This window comes from Leuconostoc sp. XM4, assembly GCF_055698815.1.
The window spans coordinates 27,501-52,003 of sequence record NZ_CP134507.1; the positions used below are offsets into that span (position 1 = coordinate 27,501).

A 24,503-nucleotide genomic window follows, 5' to 3' on the forward strand; every position below is an offset into this window, starting at 1 on the left:
ATAGCATAGAGGACACACCTGTTCCCATACCGAACACAGAAGTTAAGCTCTATAGCGCCGAAAGTAGTTGGAGGATCGCTTCCTGCGAGGATAGGACGATGCGGTGCCGTACATAGAAAAGAAGTAGAGAGCAGTAGGAAGATAATCGGAGAGGTGTCCGAGTCTGGCCGAAGGAGCACGGTTGGAAACCGTGTAAGCAGAGGAACTTGCTTCGAGGGTTCGAATCCCTTCCTCTCCATCATGGACGCTTAGCTCAGCTGGGAGAGCACCTGCCTTACAAGCAGGGGGTCACAGGTTCGATCCCTGTAGCGTCCATTGACATTCATGTCAAACTTGCCACGTCGGGATAAGCGATGCCGACTTAGCTCAGTTGGTAGAGCACCGCTCTTGTAAAGCGGGGGTCGAAGGTTCGAGTCCTTTAGTCGGCATAATTTATGCGGAAGTAGTTCAGTGGTAGAACATCACCTTGCCATGGTGGGGGTCGCGGGTTCGAATCCCGTCTTCCGCTTCTATGCCGGCGTGGCGGAATAGGCAGACGCACAGGACTTAAAATCCTGCGATAGAAATATCGTACCGGTTCGATCCCGGTCGCCGGCATATATGCACCTATAGCGCAATTGGATAGAGCGTCTGACTACGAATCAGGAGGTTGCAGGTTCGACTCCTGCTAGGTGCATAGAGGTTGAAGGAATTCAAACTCTTTTTTTAAGTTTAGTGGGGCGATAAGCTCTCGATAGACTAATTCGGGATGTAGCTCAGCTTGGTAGAGCACCTGGTTTGGGACCAGGGGGTCGCAGGTTCGAATCCTGTCATCCCGATTGATTAGGGAAGCTAATCAAGACAGACCGCGGTGTAGCTCAGCTGGCTAGAGCGTTCGGTTCATACCCGAGAGGTCGAGGGTTCGATCCCCCCTGCCGCGATAGGCTCGATTTAGGACCATTAGCTCAGTTGGTTAGAGCAGACGGCTCATAACCGTCCGGTCGTTGGTTCGAGTCCAACATGGTCCATGCAGGACAAGTAAGAAAGATAATGGAGAATTACCCAAGTCTGGCTGAAGGGAACGGTCTTGAAAACCGTCAGGTCGGGAAACCGGCGCGTGGGTTCGAATCCCACATTCTCCTTAGGCATTTGAAGAAGGTGTCATAATATAATCGCGGGATGGAGCAGTCTGGTAGCTCGTCGGGCCCATAACCCGAAGGTCGTAGGTTCAAATCCTGCTCCCGCAATTGGTCGCATGGTCTAGCTGGTTAGGACGCCTGCCTGTCACGCAGGAGATCGCGGGTTCGAGCCCCGCTGTGACCGTTCATTGGGAACAATGAGATGGCTCTGTAGCTCAGTTGGTAGAGCAATGCATTGAAGCTGCATGTGTCGGCGGTTCGATTCCGTCCAGCGCCATAGGGAGAGGATCCCGAAGAAAAGCTTGCGAATGTAGTTCAATGGTAGAATTCCAGCCTTCCAAGCTGGCTATGCGGGTTCGATTCCCGTCATTCGCTTTTGTCTATGTAAGAGTAGGCAAGGGGAATACGGGCCATTAGCTCAGTTGGTTAGAGCGCTGTGTTGATAACGCAGAGGTCCCAGGTTCGAGTCCTGGATGGCCCATTAAGAAGTAGGAGAGGATTACCTCTCCTTTTTTGTTGTGTAAAACCTTTGTATTGTTTTCTTCATATAGAAAAAACTAAGAAATAATTACTGTAAATTACTGAAAGAAAATAAATTTCACAAGAGGAAACAAGCAATTTAATAATATTAAAAGCTTATTTGTCAACTTATTTGACAAGTATATAAGTGAATTAAAAAAATTTTGCAACCTTTGTGAAATCGTGGTAATCTAATATCAACGGCTTAACGCTTACATTATTTTCATGCAAACGCGCGCAGTGTTAAAATGATTGAAGGAACGCGATATGCATGTTTTAAAATCTGATTTCAAGTTTGCACCTACATAGCTACTTTGCTATTGTTAGAGTTGCTAAATAGAATTTGAGATTGGGAAAATGGAAGAAAAATTATTTAATAAAGGCTTTTTAACAATTACTATTATTAACTTTATCGTGTACTTAGTGTATTATCTGATGATGGTTATAATTGCTGTTGTTGCACACAATCAACTACATGCTTCGTTTGGGCAAGCGGGATTGGCCTCTGGGATTTATATCATAGGAACGTTAATAGCTCGGCTAATAGTTGGAAAAGAGTTAGAACTAATCGGACGGAAAAAGATTGTTCGATGGGGCGCTATTCTATATTTAATTACAACAATTGCTTACTTATTTGTACCAACAGTCGCTATATTAGATGCGGTACGTCTCTTTAATGGTTTTGCGTACGGAATGACTTCAACAGCCCTAAATGCTATTGTGACCGAATTTATTCCTGAGAAACGCAAAGGAGAGGGTATAAATTATTATGGGTTGAGTACAAGCTTAGCTGCGGCTATTGGCCCCTTCATTGGTTTATTGTTATTGAATGCAACTAGTTTTCGATTTATCGTGATATTATCGGTTATCTTAATTGGAATTTCAATGGTTGCATTGTTTGCAATTAAAATTAACAATGTGACGCTTTCACCAGAACATTTATCCGAATTGAAGTCTTGGAAGGTTTCTAGTTTCATTGAATTTAAAGTATTATTAATTGCTGGTGTAGGATTTTTGATGGGCTTGTCTTATTCGTCAGTACTATCATTTTTGGCTTCATATGCGGAAACTTTGAACTTGGTTTCAATTAGTTCATTCTTTTTCGTAGTCTATGCCGGTATTGTAACATTGACAAGGCCAATGTCAGGACGTATTTTTGATCGCTTTGGTGAAAATTACGTTATGTATCCGAGCTACTTTTTCTTAGCTCTTGGTTTAGTTGTTTTGGCATTGACTCATAATGGATTTACTTTGTTATTGTCCGGCGCATTCATTGGTTTAGGATATGGAACATTCATGTCAAATGGTCAAGCGGTTTCCTTAAAGTTAGTTTCGAGTCATCGTGTTGGTATTGCTTTATCAACATACTTCATCGGCTTGGACTTGGGGTTAGGTGTCGGACCATACGCTCTTGGTGCTTTACACGCCGTGTTGACATTCCGTGAACTGTATTTGGTTTCAGCTGTTATTCCCTTGATTTCAGCAATACTTTATCTGGTATTTTATCATCCAGATCGCATCAAAAAAAATGTAGCAACCATTCCTAGCGAGGAATTAGCTTAAAAATAAAAGCGGTATGTTTCACGTGAAACATACCGCTTTTATTTTTTAAATTGTCCAATTGTCTAAAGTTTCAACTTCATGGGTTGGCTTTTGAACCATCTGAGAAATTTGCTTAGGTGTAGAAACGCCTGAATATACGAGTAATGTGTCAATTTGTGAATTAATGCCGGCAAGAATGTCAGTATTGTAATTATCACCAACCATAACAACATCTTGTTGATTAATATGAAGCTTGTTTAACGCACCATCCATAATGGGTATTTCTGGTTTAGCTATCACAGTTGGCTCAACCTGTGTTGCAGTTTGGATGGCAGAAATTAATGAACCAGCTCCAGGTAACATGCCACGTTCATTGGGTAAATTAGTATCACGATTTGTTGCAATAAACTGTGCACCTTGTTGGATTGCTAATGTAGCGGTAGTGAGCTTTTCATAGTTGAATGCTCGATCTAGTCCGGCAACAACAAAATCAGCATTTTCGTCACTAGTTATTGTAAAATCAGCATTTATTAATGCATCCCGTAGACCAGATTCGCCTATTATATATACTCTTTTTTTGTCAGGTGAAGCAATCGTTTTAAGAAAATCGGCTGTTGCCATTGAGCTAGTATAAACTTGGTCGGCCGATGTTTCAATATCATGGTTTTTGGTTAAGTTATCAGCCACGTCTTCTGGGTTTTTGGTTGAATTATTGGTTACAAATAGGTAAGGAATATTAGCTGCCTTTAGTCGATCAATGAAACGTTTTCCAGAAGGCATCTTTTTGTTACCTTGATATATTGTGCCATCTAGGTCGATGAAGTAAGCTTTATATTTTGACATGTTTAATCTCCATTTAATATTGAATGTCTATATTATACCCATCAACATTGGTTGATATCAAACAACGAATCAACGGACTTCTCTCCCATCTCAATCTCCCTAAAATAAAATCTCCTAAAATATTTTATAAATATAGTTCGCCCGCAAGTAATTGCGGGTTTTCGTTGGTTATAGGTTAAATCTTTATCCTAATTTGATATAGAAAGGGTAAAATAGAATAACAGGGGAATAAATTATGCCTAAAAAATATCGAACACCACCATTTTTAACACCATCAGCTATTGTTTCCTTAATTGTTGCTATCAGTGCTGCAAATTTAGCAGTAAACGTTGCAACTGGTACAAGTGAAGGTGGGAAAGTATCATCAAGTGCTAGTAGTGCCATGAGCACTTCGATGATAACAAGTAGCACAACAAGTAAATCGACTAGTAGTGATGATAAATCAAGTAGTTCATCAACGTCGAGCAGCGATGACGAGTCAAGTTCAACATCGGATGATACATCAGCTGAGGATACGTCATCGACTGCTACAACTTCGGCCGCAGATACGACAACCTCAAGTGCTGCTACATCATCATCTGGTACATCATCTTCAGCAACATCGTCAAGTGATAATAATGCAACATCAAGTTCATCAAATGCAACACGTACAACAAGTAGTTCGGAGGATACCCAATAATGCTGACAGTTCTTGATTTAATTAATCATTATCTCGGATATTTTACGACAAATTCAAAAACCAAGGGTCGCATATATACTGTTGTTGGGGCCGGTGGTGTTTGGTATCTACTTTATTTAGCCTATCGTTTTTTTGTGAATGGTCGTTGGTTGCGTGGTGCATTAATTGCTGCAGTATTCTTACTATTACTTTACTTCGTCATTTTGAATATAATATATTATTTTACGAAGCATACGAGTAAGTGGGATGTTTCACCTAGGATTGAGAAATTATTAGGGGGACCTCATGAGGAAAAGAGTGAACGTGAATCGGAGACGGTTATCATGCCGGCTAATGGACTATACAGTCGACAGAATGTTATGTCAGGCACAGTGGTAAGTGACGCGCAGCAACAAGCCAATTTAGACACGCTTGCATTAGAGATGCGGCAACTTGATCTAATAGCAAATAATTACGGGCATCTTGGTGAACAAGCGCAACGACAAATTATTGCGCAACAAGGAGTAATTTACGCCAACCATCCTGGGACTTTGTTACCTTATTTTGCAATGCGTGAAAATAATGGTACGCTACAAATATTCGGCGGCATTAACCAATTACAAGCTCGAGAATTGGGTAATGTTTCTATGGTTGGTCTAACACCTACGGCTCAAGCATTGACTAATTATCGCTTGGCAATAGCTTCAGTAGTTCTTATAGGAGGGCCAAGTCATTTAGCGACACGGAGTGAGTTAGTTGATGACGTGCAGCCCTACAAAATAAAAATAGAAATAGCGTATGATCATATATAATAATACTATCGCATAAAAAAAGAGCTAATAATTGATTATAGCTCTTTTTTCATATGTATATGTTGTATTCCAGCTTCAAAGAAAGTCGCTCCAATCGCTGCAAAGCCGAGTGATTCATAAAATCCCCGGGCCTGAACTTGAGCACCAAGGACAAGATTTTGAATACCATAAGATGGTGCTAGGGTTTCAATGTATTCCATAAGTTTTCTACCTAACCCCTGTCCACGAAGAGGAAATAATGTAGCGACACGTTGTATGTGCCAAGTATCATCTGATTCTGCTAATACACGAGCAGTGGCTGCAAGTTTGTTATCAACATAAATAACGATATGGATAGCATTCTCTTCAGCAGCTTGATCATTCAATTCATCTTTAATGTCAACCCCTTGCTCAACAATAAAAACTGCTTTACGTATTGCTAGGGCATCTTCGTGGATAGGTCCGAGGCCTTGTTCATGTTTAATCTGTATTTTCATAGCATTATTATAGCAAGTTAAGTGCAAGAAAAGCAATGGGGATAACAGTGAGACGCTGGTTCAGTAGAAATTATAAACCTAAACCTTGCAAAGTTGGTATAATGATAGTTATGAAAAAATATTTAAAAAATATTTGGCATGAAACTTTGGCGCCAAAAAATTGGATTAAACAGCTGAATACTCGTACAGGTTTTTTTACGTGGACGGTTGTATTATTTACGTTAAAAACAATTTTGGCATATGGTGCTGATTTTTATTGGTTACATGTCTCCGACCCTTTGCAGATATTCTTGATGCTAGTCAATCCAATCGGGTTTACGATAATTATCTTTAGTATTGCGTTATTTATTAAGCCTAAGCAATTATACTATGGTGCATTGATTTTACTTGATGCCGCAATGACCGGCCTACTATATTTAAATGTGATTTATTTTCGTGAGTTTTCTGATTTTATGTCAGTTAACACAATGTTGGGATACAGTTCGGTTAATCAGGGTGGAAAAGCAGCTGGAGCAATTGCGTTTGGGATTCATGATGTATTTTTCTGGATTGATATTATCATCCTGATTGGCTTATTCTTAGCGCGAAAGATTCATTTTGATAGTCGTCCAATGATGCGGTTACAACCATTTAAAATTTTAACCATCGGTGTATTTATTTTTATGGCCAATCTATTGTTGGCTGACTTGAATCGCCCACAATTACTGGTTCGGCAGTTCGATCGAGAGTACATGGTTAAATACCTTGGTATAGGACCGTTTACAATTTATGATGCCATCAATACATATCAAACTAGTCAAATCCGAAAAACGGCTACGCCATCAGAATTGACAGCTGTGCAAAACTACATTAAGAAAAACTATGCTGCGATTAATCCTAAATTTTACGGAAAAGCTAAGGGAAAGAATGTAATCGTCATTCATCTGGAAAGCTTTCAACAAATGTCGATTGATCGAAAAATAAACGGGCAGGAAGTCACACCATTTTTGAATAGTCTTTACCACAGTAAGTCAACCATTGCTTTTGATAATTTTTTCAATCAAGTTGGGCAGGGAAAAACGTCAGATGCAGAAAATATGTTAGAAACGTCTACATTTGGTTTGCCCCAGGGGTCTTTATTTACTAAATTGGGTGATGATCAGACTTTCCAAGCGATGCCAGCAATTTTGAATCAACGGGCCGGCTATTCCAGTGCAGTATTCCATGGTAATATGGGTTCATTCTGGAATCGTAGTACAGTTTATAAACGAATGGGTTATCAAAATTGGGTTTCAGGTGATTATTTCGATATTACTGGAAAAAAGGCAACTTCTTGGGGTCTGAAGGATAAGTTGTTATTTCATAATTCAGTCCCTTATTTGGAACGGCTACAACAACCATTCTATGCTAAATATTTAACAGTAACTAATCACACACCGTTTACTCTAGATAAACAAGATCAAGACCCTAATTTCCAAACGAGCAATACTGGATCAAAATTAGTTGATAATTATTTCATTACTAATCATTATCTTGATCAATCTGTGAAAGAATTTTTTGCTTATCTGAAAAAATCGGGCTTATATAAAAATACAGCTGTTGTTTTGTACGGTGATCACTATGGTATTTCAAACACAGATGCCTCTTATTTAGCTTCACTATTAGGAAAAGACTCTGACGACTGGACTGATCTAGATAATGCAAACCTTCAGCGCGTACCATTTATTGTTCATATTCCTGGAATGAAAAACGGTTATGTTGACCATACTTATGGTGGTGAAATTGATGTGGCCCCAACGATAGAACATTTATTGGGCATTAGTACGAAACGTTACATTCAATTCGGGCAGGATTTATTGAGTAAAAATCATAAGCAAATTGTCGTATTTCGAAATAAAGACTGGATAACGCCAGAATATGCCAGTCTATCGGGAAGAATATGGAATACTAAGACAGGGCAAGAGATTACAACTCCAGGTAAGGCATTGCAGGCCAAGGTTGATAAAATTCAAGCATATGTGAATAAAAAGTTATCCATGTCAGATAACTTAAATCAAAAAAACTTACTTAAATTCTATACACCTGAAGGCTTCAAGACCGTCAAGGCCAATAGTTTTGACTACAGTAAAGAAGCAACCATTAAACGACTGAAGAAACAAAATAAAAAATTGGGAACAAAATCAACAAGTTTGTTTGCTCAAAATGGTAATAAGTCGACATTGAGTGATTATATTACTGATGCACCGGAAGTTGATGATGAAACGACAGATACAACCAGATTATTGCCACGAAATGCGGATGATTGGAGTAACGACGAATAATTTTTTAGAAATCAACCTGTCGTGATGACGGGAATATAAATTTGGAGTAATATATGGCAAAAATTTTAATTGCGCTCGAAAATATTGAACTCGGGGGAATGAAGCGAGCAACAACTGTCGTCGGTAATGCATTGGCAGCAAGCCATGAAGTTACCTATTATAGTTTTTCTGATTTACCACCGTTTTATGGATTGTCAGCACCTTTAGTTGTTGCTTCACCCGCGCTACGTCTAACAAGTGAAGCGCATCCATTTAAAAGATACGCCCAAGCTATTGAAAATTTCTCACTTTTAGCACAGCGCTATGATGTGGTTATTTTAGCAGGTGGACTACTATCCAGTTTTGCAGCTGTTTTGAAACCAAAGTTGCCACATACAAAACTGCTTGGGTGGATGCATAACAACATTACGACTTATAGAGATCAATACTATGCAATGATGCGCGAGGAATTTATAGCTGGCTTACGTGTTTTAGATGCGGTAGTGGTACTAACTGATTTTGATTTAGGTGGCTTTAAAAAATACAATGAACGTACGGTTAAAATTTGGAACCCTTTGACAATTGCACCTAAAGGCCCTTCTAAATTGGAGAAACACATTATATCGTTTACGGCACGTATCGCTATTCAACACAAAGGAATTGATTTTGCTGTACAATTGGCCACTAAATTACCGGATGATTGGCAATTAGCAATTGCCGGGGGTGGGATGCAGGAGGATATGGAAACCTTTGAGCAATTAATCAATGAGTACGGGGCGCATGAAAAAATAATATATCGTGGTCCATTGAAAGATAATGAATTGCGTGACCATTATCGTAACTCAAGTTTATTTCTGCAAACATCACGCTGGGAAGGATTACCGCTTGTCCTAGTTGAGGCAATGAGTTTTGGTTTGCCAATTATCGCTATGAGACAGACAGGGTCCGCAGAAGTATTAAATGAGGGTGAATTTGGGGTTTTGATAGAGAACGGTGACATTGATGGGGCAGCTATAGCGATTCAACGGCTAATCAACAGTCGTCAGCAGCAACTTGATTTAGCAGAAAAGTCCTTAAATCGTGTTCGTGATTTTCAAATCGAACCCATTTTGAAACAATGGGAAGCTTTATTTTAATTATTATATAGATATTTGTTGACAAGTAACTTGACAACTATATAATATTAACTTAGAGGTCTAATTCATGGACAAGCGCAGCCCCATTCATAAAAAAACAGCATTCGATAAGTTACAATTCGGCATTGGTGATCTTGCGCGGATGACAGGCGTGTCTACCCGACAACTGCGTTATTGGGAAAAACAAGGTTACGTTAAGGCACTGGATCGTAATGACGATCAAGAATCCCGCTTATATGGCTTTCGTGCATTCTTAAAGGTTAGCATTATTAAGCAACACATTGATGATGGCGATACCTTGCGTACAGCAGTGATTCATGCTAATGAACACATTGACAGTGCAATGATTACAAAGCATATTATGAAACAAGCATTTCAGGGCCTAGAAGACTTTCAAGGTACTGTGGCAGTAAATATGGGTTACTTTGATGACGACGAGACACAATTGCTATACGTATTTTTAGAGGATGGTAAAGCCAAGTATCGCGTTGTCGATAGTAAAAAATGATTGTCAAACAGACAGTCATTTTTTATTATGTATACTCACATTTCTGTGTTGGGCAACTGAATGAAAATAGAGAATTAGATATATGAAAAAGTGGCAGTATAATTTTATAATAACATCCCAGAATTCTGGCCAAACTGTTAAGGAACTATTGATAAAATGGTACGTGCCACAAAGAATTCGCGGCGCTTTGCGAATTAAAAAGCATTTTAGTGTGAACAATATTATTGTACCTACTAACTATGAATTACAAACAGGGGATCAGTTGCAGCTTAATTTCGATGCAGATGACTTTCGTACTAGTGAATCAAATTATCTACCCAACCATCAGAAGTCGGTAAATATCATTTTTGAAAATAAAGACTTGGTTGTTATTGATAAACCTGCAGGAATGAAAATGCATCCGCATTCGCCAACGGAAACTGATACTTTGTTGAACTATTTAGCAGGTGAGTTTATTCAGCGAAAGGTCAGTGATCAGCCTTATATGGTTCACAGGATAGATCGAGCAACTTCAGGTTTAGTAATTGTAGCAAAGAACCCCGTCGTGGTACCAATTCTAGATAGAATGTTAGCAGATAAACGGATTGTACGAACTTATGTAACGTGGGTTAGTGGCGTCGTGCAAGATAATCATGGTACAATCGCAAAACCGATAGGAATCGACGCTCGAGATGATCGAAAACGTGCCGTTGACGGGAAAGAAGCCCAAGTGGCGATGACACATTGGTGGCGAATGCATACGGTGTTTTGCAGTTCATTACTACGGGTGCAATTAAGTACGGGGCGCATGCATCAGATACGCGTGCACTTAGCTAGTATAGGACACCCTATTGTTGGGGATGAACTATACGGTGGAGTATACAATGGCCGTATGCTGCTACATTCAGCAACCATAAAAATACCATTGCCGTTTGATGAGGGAGTAAGAATGATTACAGGACCACTCCCAAGCGATTTTCCAAGACAGCTACGATAAGCAACACAAAAAGACGAACACTTGAATGAGTGTTCGTCTTTTTATCTGACATCATTATTTGACTAAGATGAAATTATGCTTTTTTAGTTTCTTTAACTTCTGTTGGTGTGCTTGCAACTTCTTCCTTTTTATCAAGGAAGTTAGCGGCAAATGCTGCCAATGCACCACCAAGTAAGTCAGCAACTAGGTAAACCCATACATGAGTAAGTGCTTTACCTTGAACAAAAATTGCTGGGGCTAATGCACGTGCTGGGTTGAATGCACCACCAGTAATTGGTAATACAACAACAATTAATACGGCCAACCAGATACCGATAATAAATGGTGCTGGTACGTTATTCAACTTAGTAACAATTGCGATTACCAAAACGAACAAGAATGTTAATACAAGTTCAAATGCAAATGCATACCAACCTGAACCATCAGAGAAGTTTGTTTGTCCAAGACCAGCTAAGGATACGAATTGTTTTACGGTCATTGATTGACCAGACAAAGCAGTAGTTACAGTTGATGATTTCAGGTAAGCTGTTACACCGCCATAGACAGCAGCAGAAGCAACAATAGCACCAAGTAATTGTGCAATCACATAGCCAATAAATGTCACCCATGGTAAACGCTTTTGAATAGCCATTGCCAATGAAACGGCAGGGTTAAAATGTCCACCTGAGATATGACCAAAGGCATAGATGGCAACGGCTAATGAAAGACCGAATGCCAAACCGACAGTGATGGCCGATTGTGTTGTAGCAGCTGAATAAACAACGCTACCAGTTCCAAAGAACACTAGCATAAATGTTCCAAGGAATTCTGCGATATACTTACGCATGAAATTTCTCCTTATATGTATGTAAAATTACCAATATCTACTATTATACACTCTTAGATTAACTGGTTGTTAAATATTAAGGAAAGGTATAACTAATGCTTTAATAATAATGCATTAATTGCAACAATGATTGTGGACAGTGACATAATTAATGCGGCAATCATTGGGTTTAGCATTATACCAGCAAATGCCAACACACCGGCAGCTAAAGGAATAGCAATAATGTTGTAACTAGCTCCCCACCACAGGTTTTGCACTTGTTTAGTATTGCTACGCTTAGCTAGATTAATAAAGTCAATAATTTTTGATAACTGATCAGCTATTAATATAGCATCAGCGGAAGCATGTGCTACTTCCGTTCCAACACCGATGGCAATACTTAAATTAGCTTGAGCTAAGGCTGGGGCATCATTAATACCATCACCAATCATCATTGTCGTACCATGTTGTTGATACTCTGAAACCAGATTGATTTTGTCTTGAGGGGATACTTGTGAATGGATATCTGTTATTTTTAACTCGTCAGCAATCTGTTTAGCAGCCAATTCGTTGTCACCTGTAATCATAACAGGTGTGATCCCTTGGTTCAATAAGGTGCGAATAAAGGCAGGAGCTGATTCTTTGAGATGGTCCCCCTGTGCTATTGCAGCTATAACGCGTCCCTCTTCCAATAAGTAAGAGATTGAGCCTTCCGTTTGTAGTGGCGTAAAAGTAATATGATTTTGTTTGAGATATTTTGCCGAAGCAAGTGTATATAATTGATCATCTATTTTACCACGTACACCATAACCGGCAATGTTTTCTACGTGTGATGCTTGTATTTTTGGCGCGTGTTGTTCTTTTGCGTAGTTAACAATGGATTGCGCAAGTGGGTGGGTAGATTGCTGGTCTAATGCGCTCATAATTCCTAGTGCTTTACTTTGATCAAAGTCATAGACACTAAAGTGCTGTACAGTAAATTTTCCAGTTGTTAATGTACCAGTTTTATCCATCAAAGCAAACTTTAAATGATTTGCTGCCACTAGTGCTTTACGATTTTTGATTAATATGCCTTCTTGTGCTGCAATCGCCTTTGTTCGATTGATGACCAAAGGTACTGCTAGACCCAAAGCATGGGGGCAGGCAATGACTAACACAGTTGCGGCAATATTAACTGCAAAACCTAGTCCGCGTAGTGGCGTCCAAATAAGTAGAGAACCAATAGCAAATAATAGAGCCACCCAAAACAACCATGCTGCGACTTTGTCTGCTAGTGTTTCAGCGCGTGATTTCTTATCTTGAGAAGATAGTAAGGTTTCTTTTAGCTGGCCAATAAATGAATCATCCCCAACAGTCGTTAATTTGACATCGAGCGTACCATTACCATTAATGGTACCACCAACCACTTGAGAACCTATTTTCTTTTCGACTAGTCGACTTTCACCAGTCATTAAAGATTCATCAACCTGGCTTACACCTTCGACTACAGTACCATCAGCAGGGAAAGATTCACCAGCCAACACACGAACAATCATGTTTGATTTTAGTGTGTCAATAGGCATATCCATCAACATATCATTATGTTTGACATGAGCAATGTTTGGCATTAATTCGCGTAACTTAGCCGTCGCATCTCCGGCTTGCATGGTCACAGACATCTCAATTCGGTGACCTAGAAGCATAATAACATTTAGTGTTGCAAATTCCCAAAAGAAATCCATAACGTGAACATGAAATAGTTGCGTCGATAGAACCGCGTAAATAGAATACCAAAAAGTAACATTCAGCCCGACGGTAATTAAGCTCATCATAGCGGGCTTTTTAGTACGAAATTCAGCGCGCGCACCATCCCAAAAAGGTTTGGAACCAATGAAGTAGAGGAGGGTAGATAATAGCGCAGATACCCAAGAACTGCCAGGAAAAGTAAAAGTAAATGGCAAATGGATACCCATGAAGGGTGTGATAATGATGATTGGAAGCATTAAGAAAAAAGCCCACCAAAAACGGCGTTTCATGTCTGACATATCCATACTGTCCATGCCGGCATGAGAAGTGTGTTCATGACTGGACATCTCCATATGATCGTGGTTCATGCTTGACATGTCATGGTGCTCATGTGATGTATCTTTATTTGTCATATTCATATGATCATGGTTCATAGTCATTTACAATCCTCACAGTTTTCGGGTAGACAGTTACAAGCAATGCTTTCCGGGGCATTTTTCACTTTTTGTGCTAGTAACGCTTGTAGTTTGACAATGTCTGACTGAGATAAGGTCATGTCAGCAAGTACATCCACTAATGTGTGGCCTATACACATGGCACACATATCGTCGATTGTGGCACGTAGTGTTTGGGTCATCGTTTCATGTTCACCTACAGTTGGTGTGTATAATCGATTGCGTGTAGCACCATCTGTACGTAACAATCCTTTTTTTAGTATTCGGTTGATCAACGTTTTAACCGTTGATGGCTGCCAATCTTTCTGGTTGTGCATAATATGAATGATTTGATTGGTGGTAGCTTCACCTAACGTCCATATCACACGCATTATTTCCCATTCACTTGTTGTTAGTAATTTATTCATACTTTTAGTCTACAACTGTAAACTAAAAAACACAACTATTTTGAATGCTTTATAAATAAAAATGATTGACAAGACAAAGTGTACTGTGTATTATAGTACACGTAGTACAGATATCATGGGGAACAATGAAACACACAAAGGAACAGTTATTGATAGGACAATTTATAAAAACCTATCAAAATTTAATAAGGAAGTGCACAGATGGCGCAAATTCAACGCAGTCAACCATTATATGAGCAGTTAATGTGGCGTATTAAAGCGCAAATTGCGTCTGGTGTATTGCATATTGGTGATAAATTACCATCAGTCCGAGAAATGGCTTTAATTGAGGGATTAAATCCAAATACAGTGGCAAAGGCTTATAAGGCTCTTGAAACGCAAAATGTGATTGAAACGGTGACTGGTAAAGGTACTTTTGTTCGCGAAAACGAGGGTATTGTAGATGATAAATTATTAGCACAATTACGTTTAAAAATGACCGAAATTGTTATTGAGGCCAAACGTGCATCTATTGATGCCAAGCAGCTGCATAGTTGGATTGAAGAATTATATGGAGAAATATCATGAGTTTAATTTTAGAAAATATTTCTAAAAAGATACACCATCATGCCATTCTAAATAATGCAAGCTTTGAACTCAAAGAGGGAGAAGTTGTTGGTCTAGTTGGGCGTAATGGTGCGGGGAAAACAACTTTATTTAGAACAATATCTGGGGAGATGCAAGCTGATTTTGGTCGTATTGGTCTAGATAATAAAGATTATATGAAAACAATTGCAGTTCACGACCAATTATTTTATATTGATATGCCAGACAATTGGCTAGCATATTACACACCAAAGCGGATTAAATCAATTTTATCTGTCGCTTATGTGAATTTTGATTCAGAATGGTACGATGAACGTTTGAATCAATTTGGACTAAACAATAATAAACGTGTTCAAAATTACTCAAAAGGGATGAAAGCGTTGTTCACGATTATTGTCAGCTTCGCTAGCCGTGCCCAATATGTTTTATTAGATGAACCGCTTGATGGATTAGACGTATTAGTTCGAGATCAGGTAAAACAGTTAATTATTGACCGTGTTACAAAAAATAATACGACTGTTCTCATTGCGTCACATAATTTGGTTGAACTTGATACTTTAGTTGATCGTATTCTATTGCTAAAAGATGGTACAATTGATCGCGCATTTGCGATTGAAAATAATAAAAACATTAAAAAGTATCAACTGGCTTACGATGGGGATGTGATGCCAGAATTTCTAAGGAACAATGGGACGATCATTGCTCAGGTTGGTCATATTGTAACCATTGTGTTTGATAATTTTGATGAAGATATTGGTATTAGGTTAGCTGGATCGGATTTCAAGTTCATAGAAGAACTACCCATTAGCAGTGAAGACATATTCCGCGCGAGCTTTGCCAACGAAGTATATGCTTGGCAGCAAGAATTAGGGGGTGAACAATGAAACAAGCACTACGGCTATATGGCAGGATTAAATCTAATCAAATTATATTAATAGCGATCCTTGGTGTTCTAGTGACTTGTTTTATTGGGGGCGTGAATACATATTATGGGAGAGCAATAACAAACATAGGAAGTGACAGCGAGTTGGGAGGCGTACTTATGGGTATAATGCTCATAGCAGCAGGCGCCGCTACGTACGCAGATCAAACAAGACACTTGAATACCTGGTTGAGTACGCAAAGTGCCTCTAGAAGGCAGTTCTTCATCAGTAAGGTGGTGTGGATGATTATTGCGCCAATTATATTGGGTGCTGCTATTGACTTATTTATGTCCATTACAATACGCTCTGATAATTTGCACAAAGTGGCGAGTAACAATTTAAACGACGGTGTGGAATTATTTTACGTGGCTAGTGTGGTGGTGTTGGTTAGTACAATTGTTGGACCAATATGGCAAAAAATCGTAGGTAGTTTTTTTGCATTAGTTGTTTGCTCATCACTATCTGTGGGTGTGAACACAATATCTATTGACTTTGGGATGAAAGAACTAGTTCAAAACGCTGAGTTCACAACGTTAGTTACATTTATCGTAGCACTGCTCTTACTGGGTGCTAGCTACTATATTGTGGGCATTATCGGGATAGAAAGTGAACACGACGCAGTACGTGTACCGGCTTTGCGGTGGCCAGTGGTTATATTTGTGTTTATCTCAACACTGTTCTTGCCACTAAATGAGAGTCCACTGACAGCAAGCTCATTCGTATTACCAGTAGTTTTGAGCGTAATCACATTCATCTTCGTATTTAAACCAAAATTATCTTGGCAAAAATAGTTGATTCAATAAAAAGGGGAAAAACATGGCATTATTGGAAGTAAAGAACGTTAATAAAAAGTATGGTAATAGAGCAGCAATGGACGACGTCAGTTTCAACGTTGAAGCTGGTCACATTGTTGGATTGATTGGTCCCAATGGCGCTGGTAAATCAACAACCATGCGTGCTATTACTGGTTTAATGAGCTACTCATCTGGACAAATCACGTTTGATGGGCAACCTGTGACCTTTAATAATCATAGTGCGCTTGATAAAATTGGTAATTTGATTGAATATCCAGCCATTTATCCGAACTTAACCGCGCTAGAACACTTGAAGTTGTATGCAATGGACACAAAAAATCCCGCTGATTTCAAAGAATTAATGCATAAAACGCAAATTGACGGGGACAATTTTGGAAAACGCAAGGCGAAAAACTTTTCATTAGGCATGAAACAGCGCCTTGGTATTGCTATTGCGCTCATCCGAAATCCAAAATTAGTTATTTTGGATGAACCAATGAACGGACTTGACCCACAATCTGTTCACGACTTGCGTGAATTAATTCGCTCATTGGCTGAAGAAGGGGTGGCTTTCTTGATTTCAAGCCATCTATTGGATGAATTGCAAAAACTAGTTGATGATGTTGTAATCATTAATCACGGTAAAATTATTCAAACGGCTACCATAGAAACTTTCTTTATTCATGACCAAGCACGTTGGACATTTGACACTAGTGATAATGAATTAGCTCTACAAATAGCACAAGATAAAAACTGGCAAGCTACAATTGACAACAGTCAGTTGCAAATTAGTGGGGCAGAAAATTTGCAGCAAGTGATCACAGCACTCAATGCGGCCAATATACAAATTCAATCACTTAATACTGCAACTGGCAATCTAGAAAAGTCACTACTTGATATGCTAGCGGCTGATAATCAGGGGGAATAACGCATGTTAACATTAATGAAGCAAGAATATTACAAAGCATTCAAGCAAAATAGATTATACATTTGGTTGATTTTGGGATTTATTTTTCCCATTGCTATCATTGGTATCTTTAAGTCAACAAGAACAGCTGGATCGATTATTAACCTTGGTCAGTCCTTAATTTATGTTGAAATGGCAGGAATCATTATTACTGCTTTGTCTATCTCCCAAGAGTTCGGTTTTGGTACAATTCGTCCATTGCTGTCACGTCGCTTTAGTCGAGGTGAAGTGTTCATCAGTAAGTTGTTATTAAATATTAGTGTTTACATTGGATTGTTTTTATCAGCTTTTATTGGCACTGTTTTGGCTACTGCTATATTTGCCCCTAAATATGATTTCTCACAAAAGTTAGGATATATAGGGAACAGTTGGCAGGGCATGATGATTTCGATTATGGATGTAGCACTTCAAATGATATTTGTGGCTGCATTAGTATTGATGGTTACTAATATGGTCAAGAGCTCAGGAGCTGCTATTGGACTTGGCGTAGTTATGATTGTTGCTACACCAATCATCTCTGTCATTTCGTTAAAATTAATTGATTTAGCACCAATCTTGAAGTGGAATCCATTCAATATTTATTTAGGTATTGCTAGTATTGGACAAGTTAAACCTAGTATAATGGCACAAATAATGGATATGTCACAAGGAGCAATGATATCAGCATACTTGATATATATTGTGTTGATGTACGGTATCGCTTATTTAATCTTTAGAAAACGCAGCGTTTAAAATTAGTAAATAATAAAAAACACGAACTCACATTACGTTCGTGTTTTTTATTTAAAAATCGGCTGAGGAAGCATCAGTATGGAATCCACCCACGCCAGTGAGTGAATCTAATGATTCAATTTCTGCTGATGTTAGAGCAAAGTCGAATACATCGGCATTTGCTTTAATGTATGTTTCATGTGTTGATTTTGGTAAAGGTAAAAATCCCTTATCCAAGGACCAACGAATTAATATTTGCGGTACCGATTTATTGTATTTTTCACTCAGACTAACGACTTGTGGTAAATCAACGAGCTTTCCTGTACCTAGTGGGGAATAGGCTTCGTTAAGCATGCCATGATCTTTATCATAGTCAACTAATTCTTGTTGGTTATCAGAAGGGTTTAAAAAGTTTTGATTAACCATGGGTGCTATGGTTTGTGTTTTAGCTAGCGCTTCTAGATGTTCAATTTGGAAATTTGACACGCCAATGGCTGTCGTTTTTCCTATTTTATATTCGTCTTCCAAAGCACGCCAAGTATCCGCGTTTGCATCAATCCAGGCATCCTTTCCTTGTTTTTGAAGGGCAGCAGGATTTGGCCAATGGATTAAATATAAATCAACGTAATCTAAGCCAAGCTTGCTAAGGGATGTGTCAAGCGCTTGTATAGCTCTTTCATATGTGTGCGCATCGTTCCAAAGTTTAGTCGTCACAAACAATTCATCACGTGGAATACCAGAATCTTTTATGGCACGACCGACAGAATCTTCATTACCATATACAGCCGCTGTATCGATGTGGCGATAACCTGCTTCTAGAGCCCAACGTACAGACTGATAAGCTTCTGTACCGTTTGCACTTTGCCAAGTTCCAAACCCAATTATGGGAATTTCGATGCCGTTGGTTAGCTTATATGTATCTACAAGGGACATGTTATTTACCTCCGTGAGCCTTTTATTATACGGTGTTGTTTTGATAGCACCAGTTACCATCAGTATAACATGTCAGCCTCACTAATTGATTTTTAGTGCACGGAGAAAAATAATTATTTTAACACTGGTTTAATGTTAGTGCAGTACAGTGATTATATTGACAATAATACTTAATTTGTCAAATTAGCGAAGCCCCCTAAAAAAGATACACTCAATCTATTATTATTCTCTCAAATTATAATTCTCTTCTCTCCCCCGTATCTTTGGATGCGGGGGTTTCGTTTTGAGTGATGAAAAAATCTAGCTGTTTCAAAGTAACTAAAAAAGCACCAAAACCTTATCGATTTTGATGCTTTTTTATACTGCTCCACTTGGATTCGAACCAAGGACCTGCGCATTAACAGTGCGTTATTCTACCACTGAACTATGGAGCAATTAGCTGAATTAATCAACTATTAAAGTATATCAACGCTGGCATATCTTGTCAACAGTTTATTGCGAAAGTAACTGCTTAATTTTTTGTAGTGCTGTTGTGAGCTGTGATTCTGATATTGTCAGTGGCGGTAACAAACGAAGCGTATTGTGCCCCGCACCCAAAGTAACAATTTTTTCATCCAATAAGTCAGCAACAACTTGCTTTACAGGTATATTTAATTCAATACCGGCCATCATACCAAGGCCACGTACTTCAACAACGTTCCTTAACTCTTTGAAGGCTGCCAATTCCTGCCAAAAAAGATTAATTTTTTCTGAAATATTAGGCAGAATTAAAGATAATTCGTCTAGCGTTGCACTAGCAGCACTCATAGCCAGTGGATTCCCACCAAATGTTGAACCATGTGCATTATATGAAAATGAACTGGCAAATTCGTTTTTAGCAAGCATTGCACCCACAGGGACACCGTTAGCCAATGCTTTGGCATTCGTAAAAATATCCGGTTGAAAATGATAATTTTCAAATGCAAACTTTTTCCCCGTGCGTCCCATGCCAGTCTGTACTTCATCAATCATGATTAAAGACTCATTATCATGAACTACTTGAATTAGTTCTGTAACAAAATCTTGATGCGCAGGAATGACACCTCCTTCGCCTTGAACAAGCTCAAGCATTACGCCAGCAACGTCTTTATTAAGGAGTTCTTTTAAACTGTTAATGTCATTAAATTCTGCATACTGGAACCCATCTAACATAGGTAATCCATAATGAATGCTATCTTGTCCAGTTGCTGACATAGCACCATAAGTACGACCATGAAAAGAGTTTTTGAAAGTAATGATTGTTTTCCGCTTAGTCACTAAACGGGCTAACTTAATTGCCGCTTCGTTAGCTTCCGCTCCTGAATTAGCAAAATAAGTGGTATAATCTTCACCACCTAATTTTGCTGCCACAGTTTCTTGCAATTCATTTTCGTATAAATTAGGCAAGTGCCAGATTTCTTTAGCTTGAGCAATAAGTGCTAACTCAACAGCATCATTATTTGCGCCAACATTATAGACACCAATACCACTGGATAGGTCGGTGTACTCATTGTTCTTACCGTCAGTCCAGGTGGCATTTTTAGTTTTCTTAAATGTTAGTGGGGCACGTTGATAGTTTGGAAATAGCGTCATGTGATATACCTCAAATTGTGACAATAGTACCGGGATGGGTGACTGTATTTGTAATATGAACAGCGCGCACGCCATGACGTGCTGCAAATAAGGCACTGTTTACTTTTGGAATCATGCCACCGGTAATCATCTGTTTTTTTTGTAATTCTTCCATCGTTTTGGAAGTTAAATTTTGTAAAACGTTTCCCTTAATTTTCACACCAGAAACATCTGTTAATAGATATAATTCGTCAGCCTTTAGATACTTAGCCAGAGCTGTCGCTGCGTGATCCGCATTAACATTTAACCACTGACCACTATTAGTAATTGCCATCGGAGCAATAATAGGAATGAGATTTTTTTCCCAAAGGTTATGAATTAATTTAGTATTCACTTGGTGAATGTTGCCAACGTATCCGAATGTGTCTTGATCAATTGTGTGACCAGTTAACAGTTGATCACTTGCAGCATTTAATCCAATTACAGATAGGCCGTTGACACGGCAAGCTTCAAGTAGCGCAGGTTGTACCTGACCAAGGAGTGCCATTTTTGTGATGTTGATACCATTTTGTGTTGTAAAACGAATACCGTTTATCTTCTGAACAGGTTCATTAAGTTGTGACATTAAGGCAGAAATAGTGTCACCACCGCCATGAACAATTGCAATTTTATAATGTTGTTTTTGCCAAAATTTGATAGTATCAAAAAAGGCAGGTGTAAGTTGAGTGGCGGCGTTGCCACCAATTTTGATGACTATTTTTTTCATTAGACTTTATCTCCCATAAAACGAACAAGATGAGAATGAATTCTCACGTTGTATAAAGTGCATTAATTTTTACATATTCGTATGTTAAATCTGAACCCCAAGCACAACCGGATTCAGTACCGGCATGTAAATCGACATCAATGTGAATGTCATGCTCCTCAAGTTTTTCTGCCATGGTATCGGCATCAAAATCTGCAGGGGCACCATTTACTAATACAGCGATTTTATTAATGCTAATATCAATAAGATTTGGGTTAAGATCGACATTGCTGGCTCCAATAGCAGCGATAATGCGGCCCCAATTAGGATCTTTACCAAAAATAGCTGTTTTTACTAATGAAGAACCGACAATTTTTTTAGCAACCATTCGCGCATCAAGAGCACTTTGCGCATGATTTACAGCAACAGCAATTAATTTAGTGGCGCCTTCACCATCATTAGCAATAGCAATCGAAAGGGCGGTAGTTACGGTGTGTAACATGTCTTTGAATTGCTCATATTCAGCTGTATGATTCTCAATCATTTTATGACCAGCTAAACCGTTTGCCATTACTAAGACAGTGTCATTAGTTGATGTGTCACCATCGATTGTAATTTGATTAAAACTTGTCTCAACATCTTCTGAAAGTGCTTGCTGTAAAAGTTTAGCATCAATGTTAATATCGGTCGTTATAAATCCAAGCATGGTAGCCATATTCGGATGCAACATGCCCGAACCTTTTGCCACACCGCTCATTGTGACAATTTTGCCCTGAATAGTGGATTGAATGGTAATTGATTTTTCCTTAGTATCAGTAGTCATAATGGCGTGCGCAAACCCGTTTGTGTCACCATCAATCTTTAACTTTTTGATGCCGTTGATAATCTTATCGATTGGCAGTACTTTGCCAATAATACCGGTAGAAGCGACGCCAACCAGGCTGGTATCGATGTTTAGTTGTTGTGCAGTAAACTCTTGCATAGATTCCGCATGTGACACACCAATGCTACCGGTGACAGCATTAGCATTTCCAGAATTAACAATAATGGCTTGCAATTGACCATTTCGAATCGTTTTTTTATCCAGTTGAACTGGAGCGGCCTGCACTTGATTCGTTGTAAAAACGCCGGCTACACTAGCTATCACGTCACTGTAAATCCAACCGAGATCTTTTGATTTGTGCTTGAGACCAACGTGTTGGCCATCCGCATGAAATCCTATGGGAGCAGCAATGTCAGCTATTGATAGTGTTGTAATTTGATTTAATAATTCTGTCATAAGGATTTTCCTAAGTATATTTTTAGACGTTAGTATAGTGAATATTATGCGTATTGAGCAATCAAATGAAGTCCTGTGCTTTCCTCTAGATCAAACATATGATTCATGTTTTGGATAGCTTGTCCAGCAGCGCCTTTGATCATATTGTCAAGAACACTAACAATGGTGAGGTATTTGGTATCAGGATTGTATGTTAGTCCGATATCAGTAAAGTTAGTACCGATAACCTGTTTGATGCTTGGTAATTGATTTTTGGGCATGACACGTACAAATTGCTTATTTGCATACGTTGCAGTGTATAATTCCTGAATTTTTTCGGCCTGGCTGTCGTCGTTTATCTTGACATAAGCACTGACAAAAATGCCGCGATTAATTGGTAGTAGGGATGTGGTGAATTGAATATGAGCAATATCGGATTGCCATTGTTGCAGTTGCTGGGTAATTTCAGGAATGTGTTGATGATGGTTGGCCTTATACATGGTGAAGTTTTCATTAACGTTAACAAAATGACTCGCTAACGTCAGGGATTTGCCAGCACCAGATAATCCGCTTTTAGCATCAATGATGATGTTATCTTTATCAAGCAGATGGTTTTGTGCAAGAGGGGCAAGAGCAAGAAGTGTGCCCGTGGCATAACAACCAGGATTGGCAATGTAGGTTACTTTATTGTCATAAAAATCTGCTAAGCTGTAGTGTGCTTGTTGAATCGCTTCGTCAGAGGTTGGTTCGTTTTTGTACCATTTTTTATAAATATCAGCGGGAAGACGAAAATCACCAGATAGATCAATGACGGGAAACTTAGCTTGAATAAAGTCCTGAGCTAAATCTTTGGAAACGCCGCTGGATGTTGCAAAAAATACAAGATCCGCTTCTTGCATAATATGCATTGGGTCGAATGTCGTAGGCGTTAAATTATACATTGATTTTAGATGCGGAAACTGTTCGCTAATGTCAGTGTTTTCTGTTTGGGTATTATGTATGGACACAACCTTAGCATTAGGGTGATTGTAAAGCAGTCGCAATAATTCAAGACCGCCGTATCCTGTAATGCCAACGATAGCAATTTTTATAATTTTGTCTGTCATGGTGTGCCCTCCTTGTGTTTGATGTTTTAAATATTAAACCAATAAGCATTTAAATACAATAAATATGCAAAACGGAATTGGATATTTTAAATTTAATGTATAAAAAAACACTTCATACGAAGTGTTAAGCTCGTGCAGGTAATTCAAGAATTGCTATATCAAGTACGTGTTCCATGCTTTTGGAACGTAATTCATTGAGGAAAAATCCGTTCTGCAGGTCAAATTTAGTATCTAAGGCGAATACAGTTAGTGTGTAGTTATGAGTCTTATCAGGAGGCATTGGGCCAATATAAGATTGATTTATGCTAGCATTGGCTGGGTGTCCTAACTTTTGCACATCATGCCAAGTTGAATTTGTACCAAATGTACCGCGTTTGGTAGCACGAAGATTTTCAGGAATATTAGTTACAGGGAGGTTTGCCGCTAACCAGTGAATCCAAGGGAAACCGCATACAGGAACGGCATCGTAGTCGATTAAACTGACAGACAATGATTGGGTACCAGCCGGCGTGTTGGATATTTCGACTGGGAAATTAGTGGTTGGCATATCATTGGTACGATAATTAGCAGGTGCATATTTTGCATACTTATCTGGTATAAAACCGTTATCAAGTGTGACATCTATTTTCATG

23 protein-coding genes, 16 tRNA genes and 1 rRNA gene (1 of these 40 only partly in view) are annotated in these 24,503 nt (G+C 38.9%); 28 read left to right on the forward strand and 12 right to left on the reverse strand.

Annotated features, from left to right (window positions below; genetic code table 11):
- The 17 genes from rrf to RHP64_RS00190 form a co-directional block, all read left to right on the forward strand.
- Positions 1-107 (forward strand): 5S ribosomal RNA (gene rrf / locus RHP64_RS00110); it begins 10 nt to the left of the window's first position.
- Between the two features lie 40 nt (positions 108-147).
- Positions 148-238: transfer RNA gene (locus tag RHP64_RS00115), tRNA-Ser, on the forward strand.
- A gap of 4 nt (positions 239-242) precedes the next feature.
- Positions 243-315, forward strand: a tRNA-Val gene (locus tag RHP64_RS00120).
- A 40-nt stretch (positions 316-355) separates the two neighbouring features.
- Positions 356-428: transfer RNA gene (locus RHP64_RS00125), tRNA-Thr, on the forward strand.
- 8 nt (positions 429-436) lie between these two features.
- A tRNA-Gly gene (locus RHP64_RS00130) sits at positions 437-508 on the forward strand.
- 5 nt (positions 509-513) lie between these two features.
- Positions 514-597 (forward strand) — tRNA-Leu (locus RHP64_RS00135).
- A gap of 5 nt (positions 598-602) precedes the next feature.
- A tRNA-Arg gene (locus RHP64_RS00140) sits at positions 603-676 on the forward strand.
- Between the two features lie 68 nt (positions 677-744).
- Positions 745-818, forward strand: a tRNA-Pro gene (locus RHP64_RS00145).
- A gap of 28 nt (positions 819-846) precedes the next feature.
- Positions 847-920 (forward strand) — tRNA-Met (locus RHP64_RS00150).
- A gap of 13 nt (positions 921-933) precedes the next feature.
- Positions 934-1,007: transfer RNA gene (locus RHP64_RS00155), tRNA-Ile, on the forward strand.
- A gap of 24 nt (positions 1,008-1,031) precedes the next feature.
- Positions 1,032-1,121, forward strand: a tRNA-Ser gene (locus tag RHP64_RS00160).
- A gap of 31 nt (positions 1,122-1,152) precedes the next feature.
- A tRNA-Met gene (locus RHP64_RS00165) sits at positions 1,153-1,226 on the forward strand.
- Between the two features lie 2 nt (positions 1,227-1,228).
- Positions 1,229-1,302, forward strand: a tRNA-Asp gene (locus RHP64_RS00170).
- A 20-nt stretch (positions 1,303-1,322) separates the two neighbouring features.
- Positions 1,323-1,395, forward strand: a tRNA-Phe gene (locus tag RHP64_RS00175).
- A gap of 27 nt (positions 1,396-1,422) precedes the next feature.
- A tRNA-Gly gene (locus tag RHP64_RS00180) sits at positions 1,423-1,493 on the forward strand.
- Between the two features lie 32 nt (positions 1,494-1,525).
- A tRNA-Ile gene (locus tag RHP64_RS00185) sits at positions 1,526-1,599 on the forward strand.
- 395 nt (positions 1,600-1,994) lie between these two features.
- A complete protein-coding gene (locus tag RHP64_RS00190; RefSeq protein ID WP_025267637.1) occupies positions 1,995-3,200 on the forward strand; it encodes an MFS transporter in 1,206 nt (401 codons plus the stop codon).
- Positions 3,201-3,245: 45 nt separating this feature from the next.
- Here RHP64_RS00190 and RHP64_RS00195 read toward each other — a convergent pair whose 3' ends face one another.
- Positions 3,246-4,022 carry a TIGR01457 family HAD-type hydrolase gene (locus RHP64_RS00195; protein WP_011679035.1) on the reverse strand — a complete coding sequence of 259 codons (777 nt, stop codon included), beginning with the start codon at positions 4,020-4,022 and terminating at the stop codon, positions 3,246-3,248.
- 235 nt (positions 4,023-4,257) lie between these two features.
- On the opposite strand from RHP64_RS00195, the gene RHP64_RS00200 reads away from it, so the two are divergent.
- Positions 4,258-4,701 (forward strand): hypothetical protein, encoded by a 444-nt coding sequence (locus RHP64_RS00200; protein WP_025267638.1) that lies wholly within the window; start codon positions 4,258-4,260, stop codon positions 4,699-4,701.
- Complete coding sequence (locus RHP64_RS00205) at positions 4,701-5,492, forward strand: DUF6681 family protein (protein WP_014324131.1); 792 nt, start codon at positions 4,701-4,703, stop codon at positions 5,490-5,492. Before RHP64_RS00200 ends, RHP64_RS00205 begins: the two co-directional genes overlap by 1 nt.
- A gap of 35 nt (positions 5,493-5,527) precedes the next feature.
- Here the strand turns inward: RHP64_RS00205 and RHP64_RS00210 are convergent, their stop codons facing one another.
- A complete protein-coding gene (locus tag RHP64_RS00210; protein WP_010287964.1) occupies positions 5,528-5,968 on the reverse strand; it encodes a GNAT family N-acetyltransferase in 441 nt (146 codons plus the stop codon).
- Positions 5,969-6,069: 101 nt separating this feature from the next.
- Between RHP64_RS00210 and RHP64_RS00215 the strand changes: the two genes are divergently transcribed.
- From RHP64_RS00215 to RHP64_RS00230, 4 genes are all read left to right on the forward strand, one after another.
- Complete coding sequence (locus RHP64_RS00215; RefSeq protein WP_014324132.1) at positions 6,070-8,268, forward strand: LTA synthase family protein; 2,199 nt, start codon at positions 6,070-6,072, stop codon at positions 8,266-8,268.
- A 53-nt stretch (positions 8,269-8,321) separates the two neighbouring features.
- Positions 8,322-9,383, forward strand: coding sequence for a glycosyltransferase (locus RHP64_RS00220; RefSeq protein WP_014324133.1), 1,062 nt, complete (start codon positions 8,322-8,324; stop codon positions 9,381-9,383).
- A gap of 67 nt (positions 9,384-9,450) precedes the next feature.
- The gene (locus RHP64_RS00225; protein ID WP_025267639.1) at positions 9,451-9,891 is read left to right on the forward strand and encodes a MerR family transcriptional regulator; all 441 of its coding nucleotides are present in this window, start codon (positions 9,451-9,453) and stop codon (positions 9,889-9,891) included.
- A gap of 82 nt (positions 9,892-9,973) precedes the next feature.
- Positions 9,974-10,867 (forward strand): RluA family pseudouridine synthase, encoded by an 894-nt coding sequence (locus tag RHP64_RS00230; RefSeq protein ID WP_025267640.1) that lies wholly within the window; start codon positions 9,974-9,976, stop codon positions 10,865-10,867.
- Between the two features lie 73 nt (positions 10,868-10,940).
- Here the strand turns inward: RHP64_RS00230 and RHP64_RS00235 are convergent, their stop codons facing one another.
- The 3 genes from RHP64_RS00235 to RHP64_RS00245 form a co-directional block, all read right to left on the reverse strand.
- Complete coding sequence (locus RHP64_RS00235; protein ID WP_025267641.1) at positions 10,941-11,693, reverse strand: MIP/aquaporin family protein; 753 nt, start codon at positions 11,691-11,693, stop codon at positions 10,941-10,943.
- A gap of 92 nt (positions 11,694-11,785) precedes the next feature.
- Complete coding sequence (locus RHP64_RS00240; RefSeq protein ID WP_025267642.1) at positions 11,786-13,837, reverse strand: copper-translocating P-type ATPase; 2,052 nt, start codon at positions 13,835-13,837, stop codon at positions 11,786-11,788.
- Positions 13,834-14,259, reverse strand: a complete 426-nt coding sequence (locus RHP64_RS00245; protein ID WP_011679041.1) for a CopY/TcrY family copper transport repressor — start codon at positions 14,257-14,259, stop codon at positions 13,834-13,836. Before RHP64_RS00245 ends, RHP64_RS00240 begins: the two co-directional genes overlap by 4 nt.
- A 201-nt stretch (positions 14,260-14,460) precedes the next feature.
- On the opposite strand from RHP64_RS00245, the gene RHP64_RS00250 reads away from it, so the two are divergent.
- Genes RHP64_RS00250 through RHP64_RS00270 form a run of 5 tightly spaced genes read left to right on the forward strand, consistent with a single transcriptional unit; the run spans position 14,461 to position 18,260 of the window.
- Complete coding sequence (locus tag RHP64_RS00250; RefSeq protein WP_010289471.1) at positions 14,461-14,826, forward strand: GntR family transcriptional regulator; 366 nt, start codon at positions 14,461-14,463, stop codon at positions 14,824-14,826.
- Entirely contained in the window at positions 14,823-15,728 is a 906-nt protein-coding gene (locus RHP64_RS00255; RefSeq protein WP_014324137.1) for an ATP-binding cassette domain-containing protein, read from the forward strand. Before RHP64_RS00250 ends, RHP64_RS00255 begins: the two co-directional genes overlap by 4 nt.
- The gene (locus RHP64_RS00260) at positions 15,725-16,558 is read left to right on the forward strand and encodes an MFS transporter (RefSeq protein WP_025267643.1); all 834 of its coding nucleotides are present in this window, start codon (positions 15,725-15,727) and stop codon (positions 16,556-16,558) included. The genes RHP64_RS00255 and RHP64_RS00260 overlap by 4 nt, the downstream gene beginning before the upstream one ends.
- A gap of 25 nt (positions 16,559-16,583) precedes the next feature.
- Positions 16,584-17,489 (forward strand): ABC transporter ATP-binding protein, encoded by a 906-nt coding sequence (locus tag RHP64_RS00265; RefSeq protein WP_011679044.1) that lies wholly within the window; start codon positions 16,584-16,586, stop codon positions 17,487-17,489.
- 3 nt (positions 17,490-17,492) lie between these two features.
- Complete coding sequence (locus RHP64_RS00270) at positions 17,493-18,260, forward strand: ABC transporter permease (protein ID WP_011679045.1); 768 nt, start codon at positions 17,493-17,495, stop codon at positions 18,258-18,260.
- Positions 18,261-18,311: 51 nt separating this feature from the next.
- On the opposite strand, the gene RHP64_RS00275 is transcribed toward RHP64_RS00270, so the two are convergent.
- The 7 genes from RHP64_RS00275 to RHP64_RS00305 all read right to left on the reverse strand — a co-directional run bounded on the left by RHP64_RS00275 (position 18,312) and on the right by RHP64_RS00305 (position 24,502).
- Positions 18,312-19,172, reverse strand: coding sequence for an aldo/keto reductase (locus tag RHP64_RS00275; protein WP_011679046.1), 861 nt, complete (start codon positions 19,170-19,172; stop codon positions 18,312-18,314).
- A 362-nt stretch (positions 19,173-19,534) separates the two neighbouring features.
- Positions 19,535-19,606: transfer RNA gene (locus RHP64_RS00280), tRNA-Asn, on the reverse strand.
- A gap of 58 nt (positions 19,607-19,664) precedes the next feature.
- On the reverse strand, positions 19,665-20,783 hold the full coding sequence (locus RHP64_RS00285; protein WP_014324139.1) for an aminotransferase class III-fold pyridoxal phosphate-dependent enzyme: 1,119 nt from the start codon (positions 20,781-20,783) through the stop codon (positions 19,665-19,667).
- 10 nt (positions 20,784-20,793) lie between these two features.
- Positions 20,794-21,528, reverse strand: coding sequence for an acetylglutamate kinase (gene argB / locus RHP64_RS00290; protein ID WP_014324140.1), 735 nt, complete (start codon positions 21,526-21,528; stop codon positions 20,794-20,796).
- 43 nt (positions 21,529-21,571) lie between these two features.
- Entirely contained in the window at positions 21,572-22,786 is a 1,215-nt protein-coding gene (gene argJ / locus RHP64_RS00295; RefSeq protein WP_025267644.1) for a bifunctional glutamate N-acetyltransferase/amino-acid acetyltransferase ArgJ, read from the reverse strand.
- Positions 22,787-22,830: 44 nt separating this feature from the next.
- Positions 22,831-23,871 (reverse strand): N-acetyl-gamma-glutamyl-phosphate reductase, encoded by a 1,041-nt coding sequence (gene argC, locus RHP64_RS00300; RefSeq protein ID WP_025267645.1) that lies wholly within the window; start codon positions 23,869-23,871, stop codon positions 22,831-22,833.
- 124 nt (positions 23,872-23,995) lie between these two features.
- Entirely contained in the window at positions 23,996-24,502 is a 507-nt protein-coding gene (locus tag RHP64_RS00305; protein ID WP_025267646.1) for a YbhB/YbcL family Raf kinase inhibitor-like protein, read from the reverse strand.
- Position 24,503: the final 1 nt, after the last annotated feature.

Bases quoted from the DNA above. Each gene is read 5' to 3' on its own strand.
- RHP64_RS00190 (WP_025267637.1), top strand. From the start codon at position 1,995: ATGGAAGAAAAATTATTTAATAAAGGCTTTTTAACAATTACTATTATT.
- RHP64_RS00195 (WP_011679035.1), bottom strand. From the start codon at position 4,022: ATGTCAAAATATAAAGCTTACTTCATCGACCTAGATGGCACAATATAT.
- RHP64_RS00200 (WP_025267638.1), top strand. From the start codon at position 4,258: ATGCCTAAAAAATATCGAACACCACCATTTTTAACACCATCAGCTATT.
- RHP64_RS00205 (WP_014324131.1), top strand. From the start codon at position 4,701: ATGCTGACAGTTCTTGATTTAATTAATCATTATCTCGGATATTTTACG.
- RHP64_RS00210 (WP_010287964.1), bottom strand. From the start codon at position 5,968: ATGAAAATACAGATTAAACATGAACAAGGCCTCGGACCTATCCACGAA.
- RHP64_RS00215 (WP_014324132.1), top strand. From the start codon at position 6,070: ATGATAGTTATGAAAAAATATTTAAAAAATATTTGGCATGAAACTTTG.
- RHP64_RS00220 (WP_014324133.1), top strand. From the start codon at position 8,322: ATGGCAAAAATTTTAATTGCGCTCGAAAATATTGAACTCGGGGGAATG.
- RHP64_RS00225 (WP_025267639.1), top strand. From the start codon at position 9,451: ATGGACAAGCGCAGCCCCATTCATAAAAAAACAGCATTCGATAAGTTA.
- RHP64_RS00230 (WP_025267640.1), top strand. From the start codon at position 9,974: ATGAAAAAGTGGCAGTATAATTTTATAATAACATCCCAGAATTCTGGC.
- RHP64_RS00235 (WP_025267641.1), bottom strand. From the start codon at position 11,693: ATGCGTAAGTATATCGCAGAATTCCTTGGAACATTTATGCTAGTGTTC.
- RHP64_RS00240 (WP_025267642.1), bottom strand. From the start codon at position 13,837: ATGACTATGAACCATGATCATATGAATATGACAAATAAAGATACATCA.
- RHP64_RS00245 (WP_011679041.1), bottom strand. From the start codon at position 14,259: ATGAATAAATTACTAACAACAAGTGAATGGGAAATAATGCGTGTGATA.
- RHP64_RS00250 (WP_010289471.1), top strand. From the start codon at position 14,461: ATGGCGCAAATTCAACGCAGTCAACCATTATATGAGCAGTTAATGTGG.
- RHP64_RS00255 (WP_014324137.1), top strand. From the start codon at position 14,823: ATGAGTTTAATTTTAGAAAATATTTCTAAAAAGATACACCATCATGCC.
- RHP64_RS00260 (WP_025267643.1), top strand. From the start codon at position 15,725: ATGAAACAAGCACTACGGCTATATGGCAGGATTAAATCTAATCAAATT.
- RHP64_RS00265 (WP_011679044.1), top strand. From the start codon at position 16,584: ATGGCATTATTGGAAGTAAAGAACGTTAATAAAAAGTATGGTAATAGA.
- RHP64_RS00270 (WP_011679045.1), top strand. From the start codon at position 17,493: ATGTTAACATTAATGAAGCAAGAATATTACAAAGCATTCAAGCAAAAT.
- RHP64_RS00275 (WP_011679046.1), bottom strand. From the start codon at position 19,172: ATGTCCCTTGTAGATACATATAAGCTAACCAACGGCATCGAAATTCCC.
- RHP64_RS00285 (WP_014324139.1), bottom strand. From the start codon at position 20,783: ATGACGCTATTTCCAAACTATCAACGTGCCCCACTAACATTTAAGAAA.
- argB (WP_014324140.1), bottom strand. From the start codon at position 21,528: ATGAAAAAAATAGTCATCAAAATTGGTGGCAACGCCGCCACTCAACTT.
- argJ (WP_025267644.1), bottom strand. From the start codon at position 22,786: ATGACAGAATTATTAAATCAAATTACAACACTATCAATAGCTGACATT.
- argC (WP_025267645.1), bottom strand. From the start codon at position 23,871: ATGACAGACAAAATTATAAAAATTGCTATCGTTGGCATTACAGGATAC.
- RHP64_RS00305 (WP_025267646.1), bottom strand. From the start codon at position 24,502: ATGAAAATAGATGTCACACTTGATAACGGTTTTATACCAGATAAGTAT.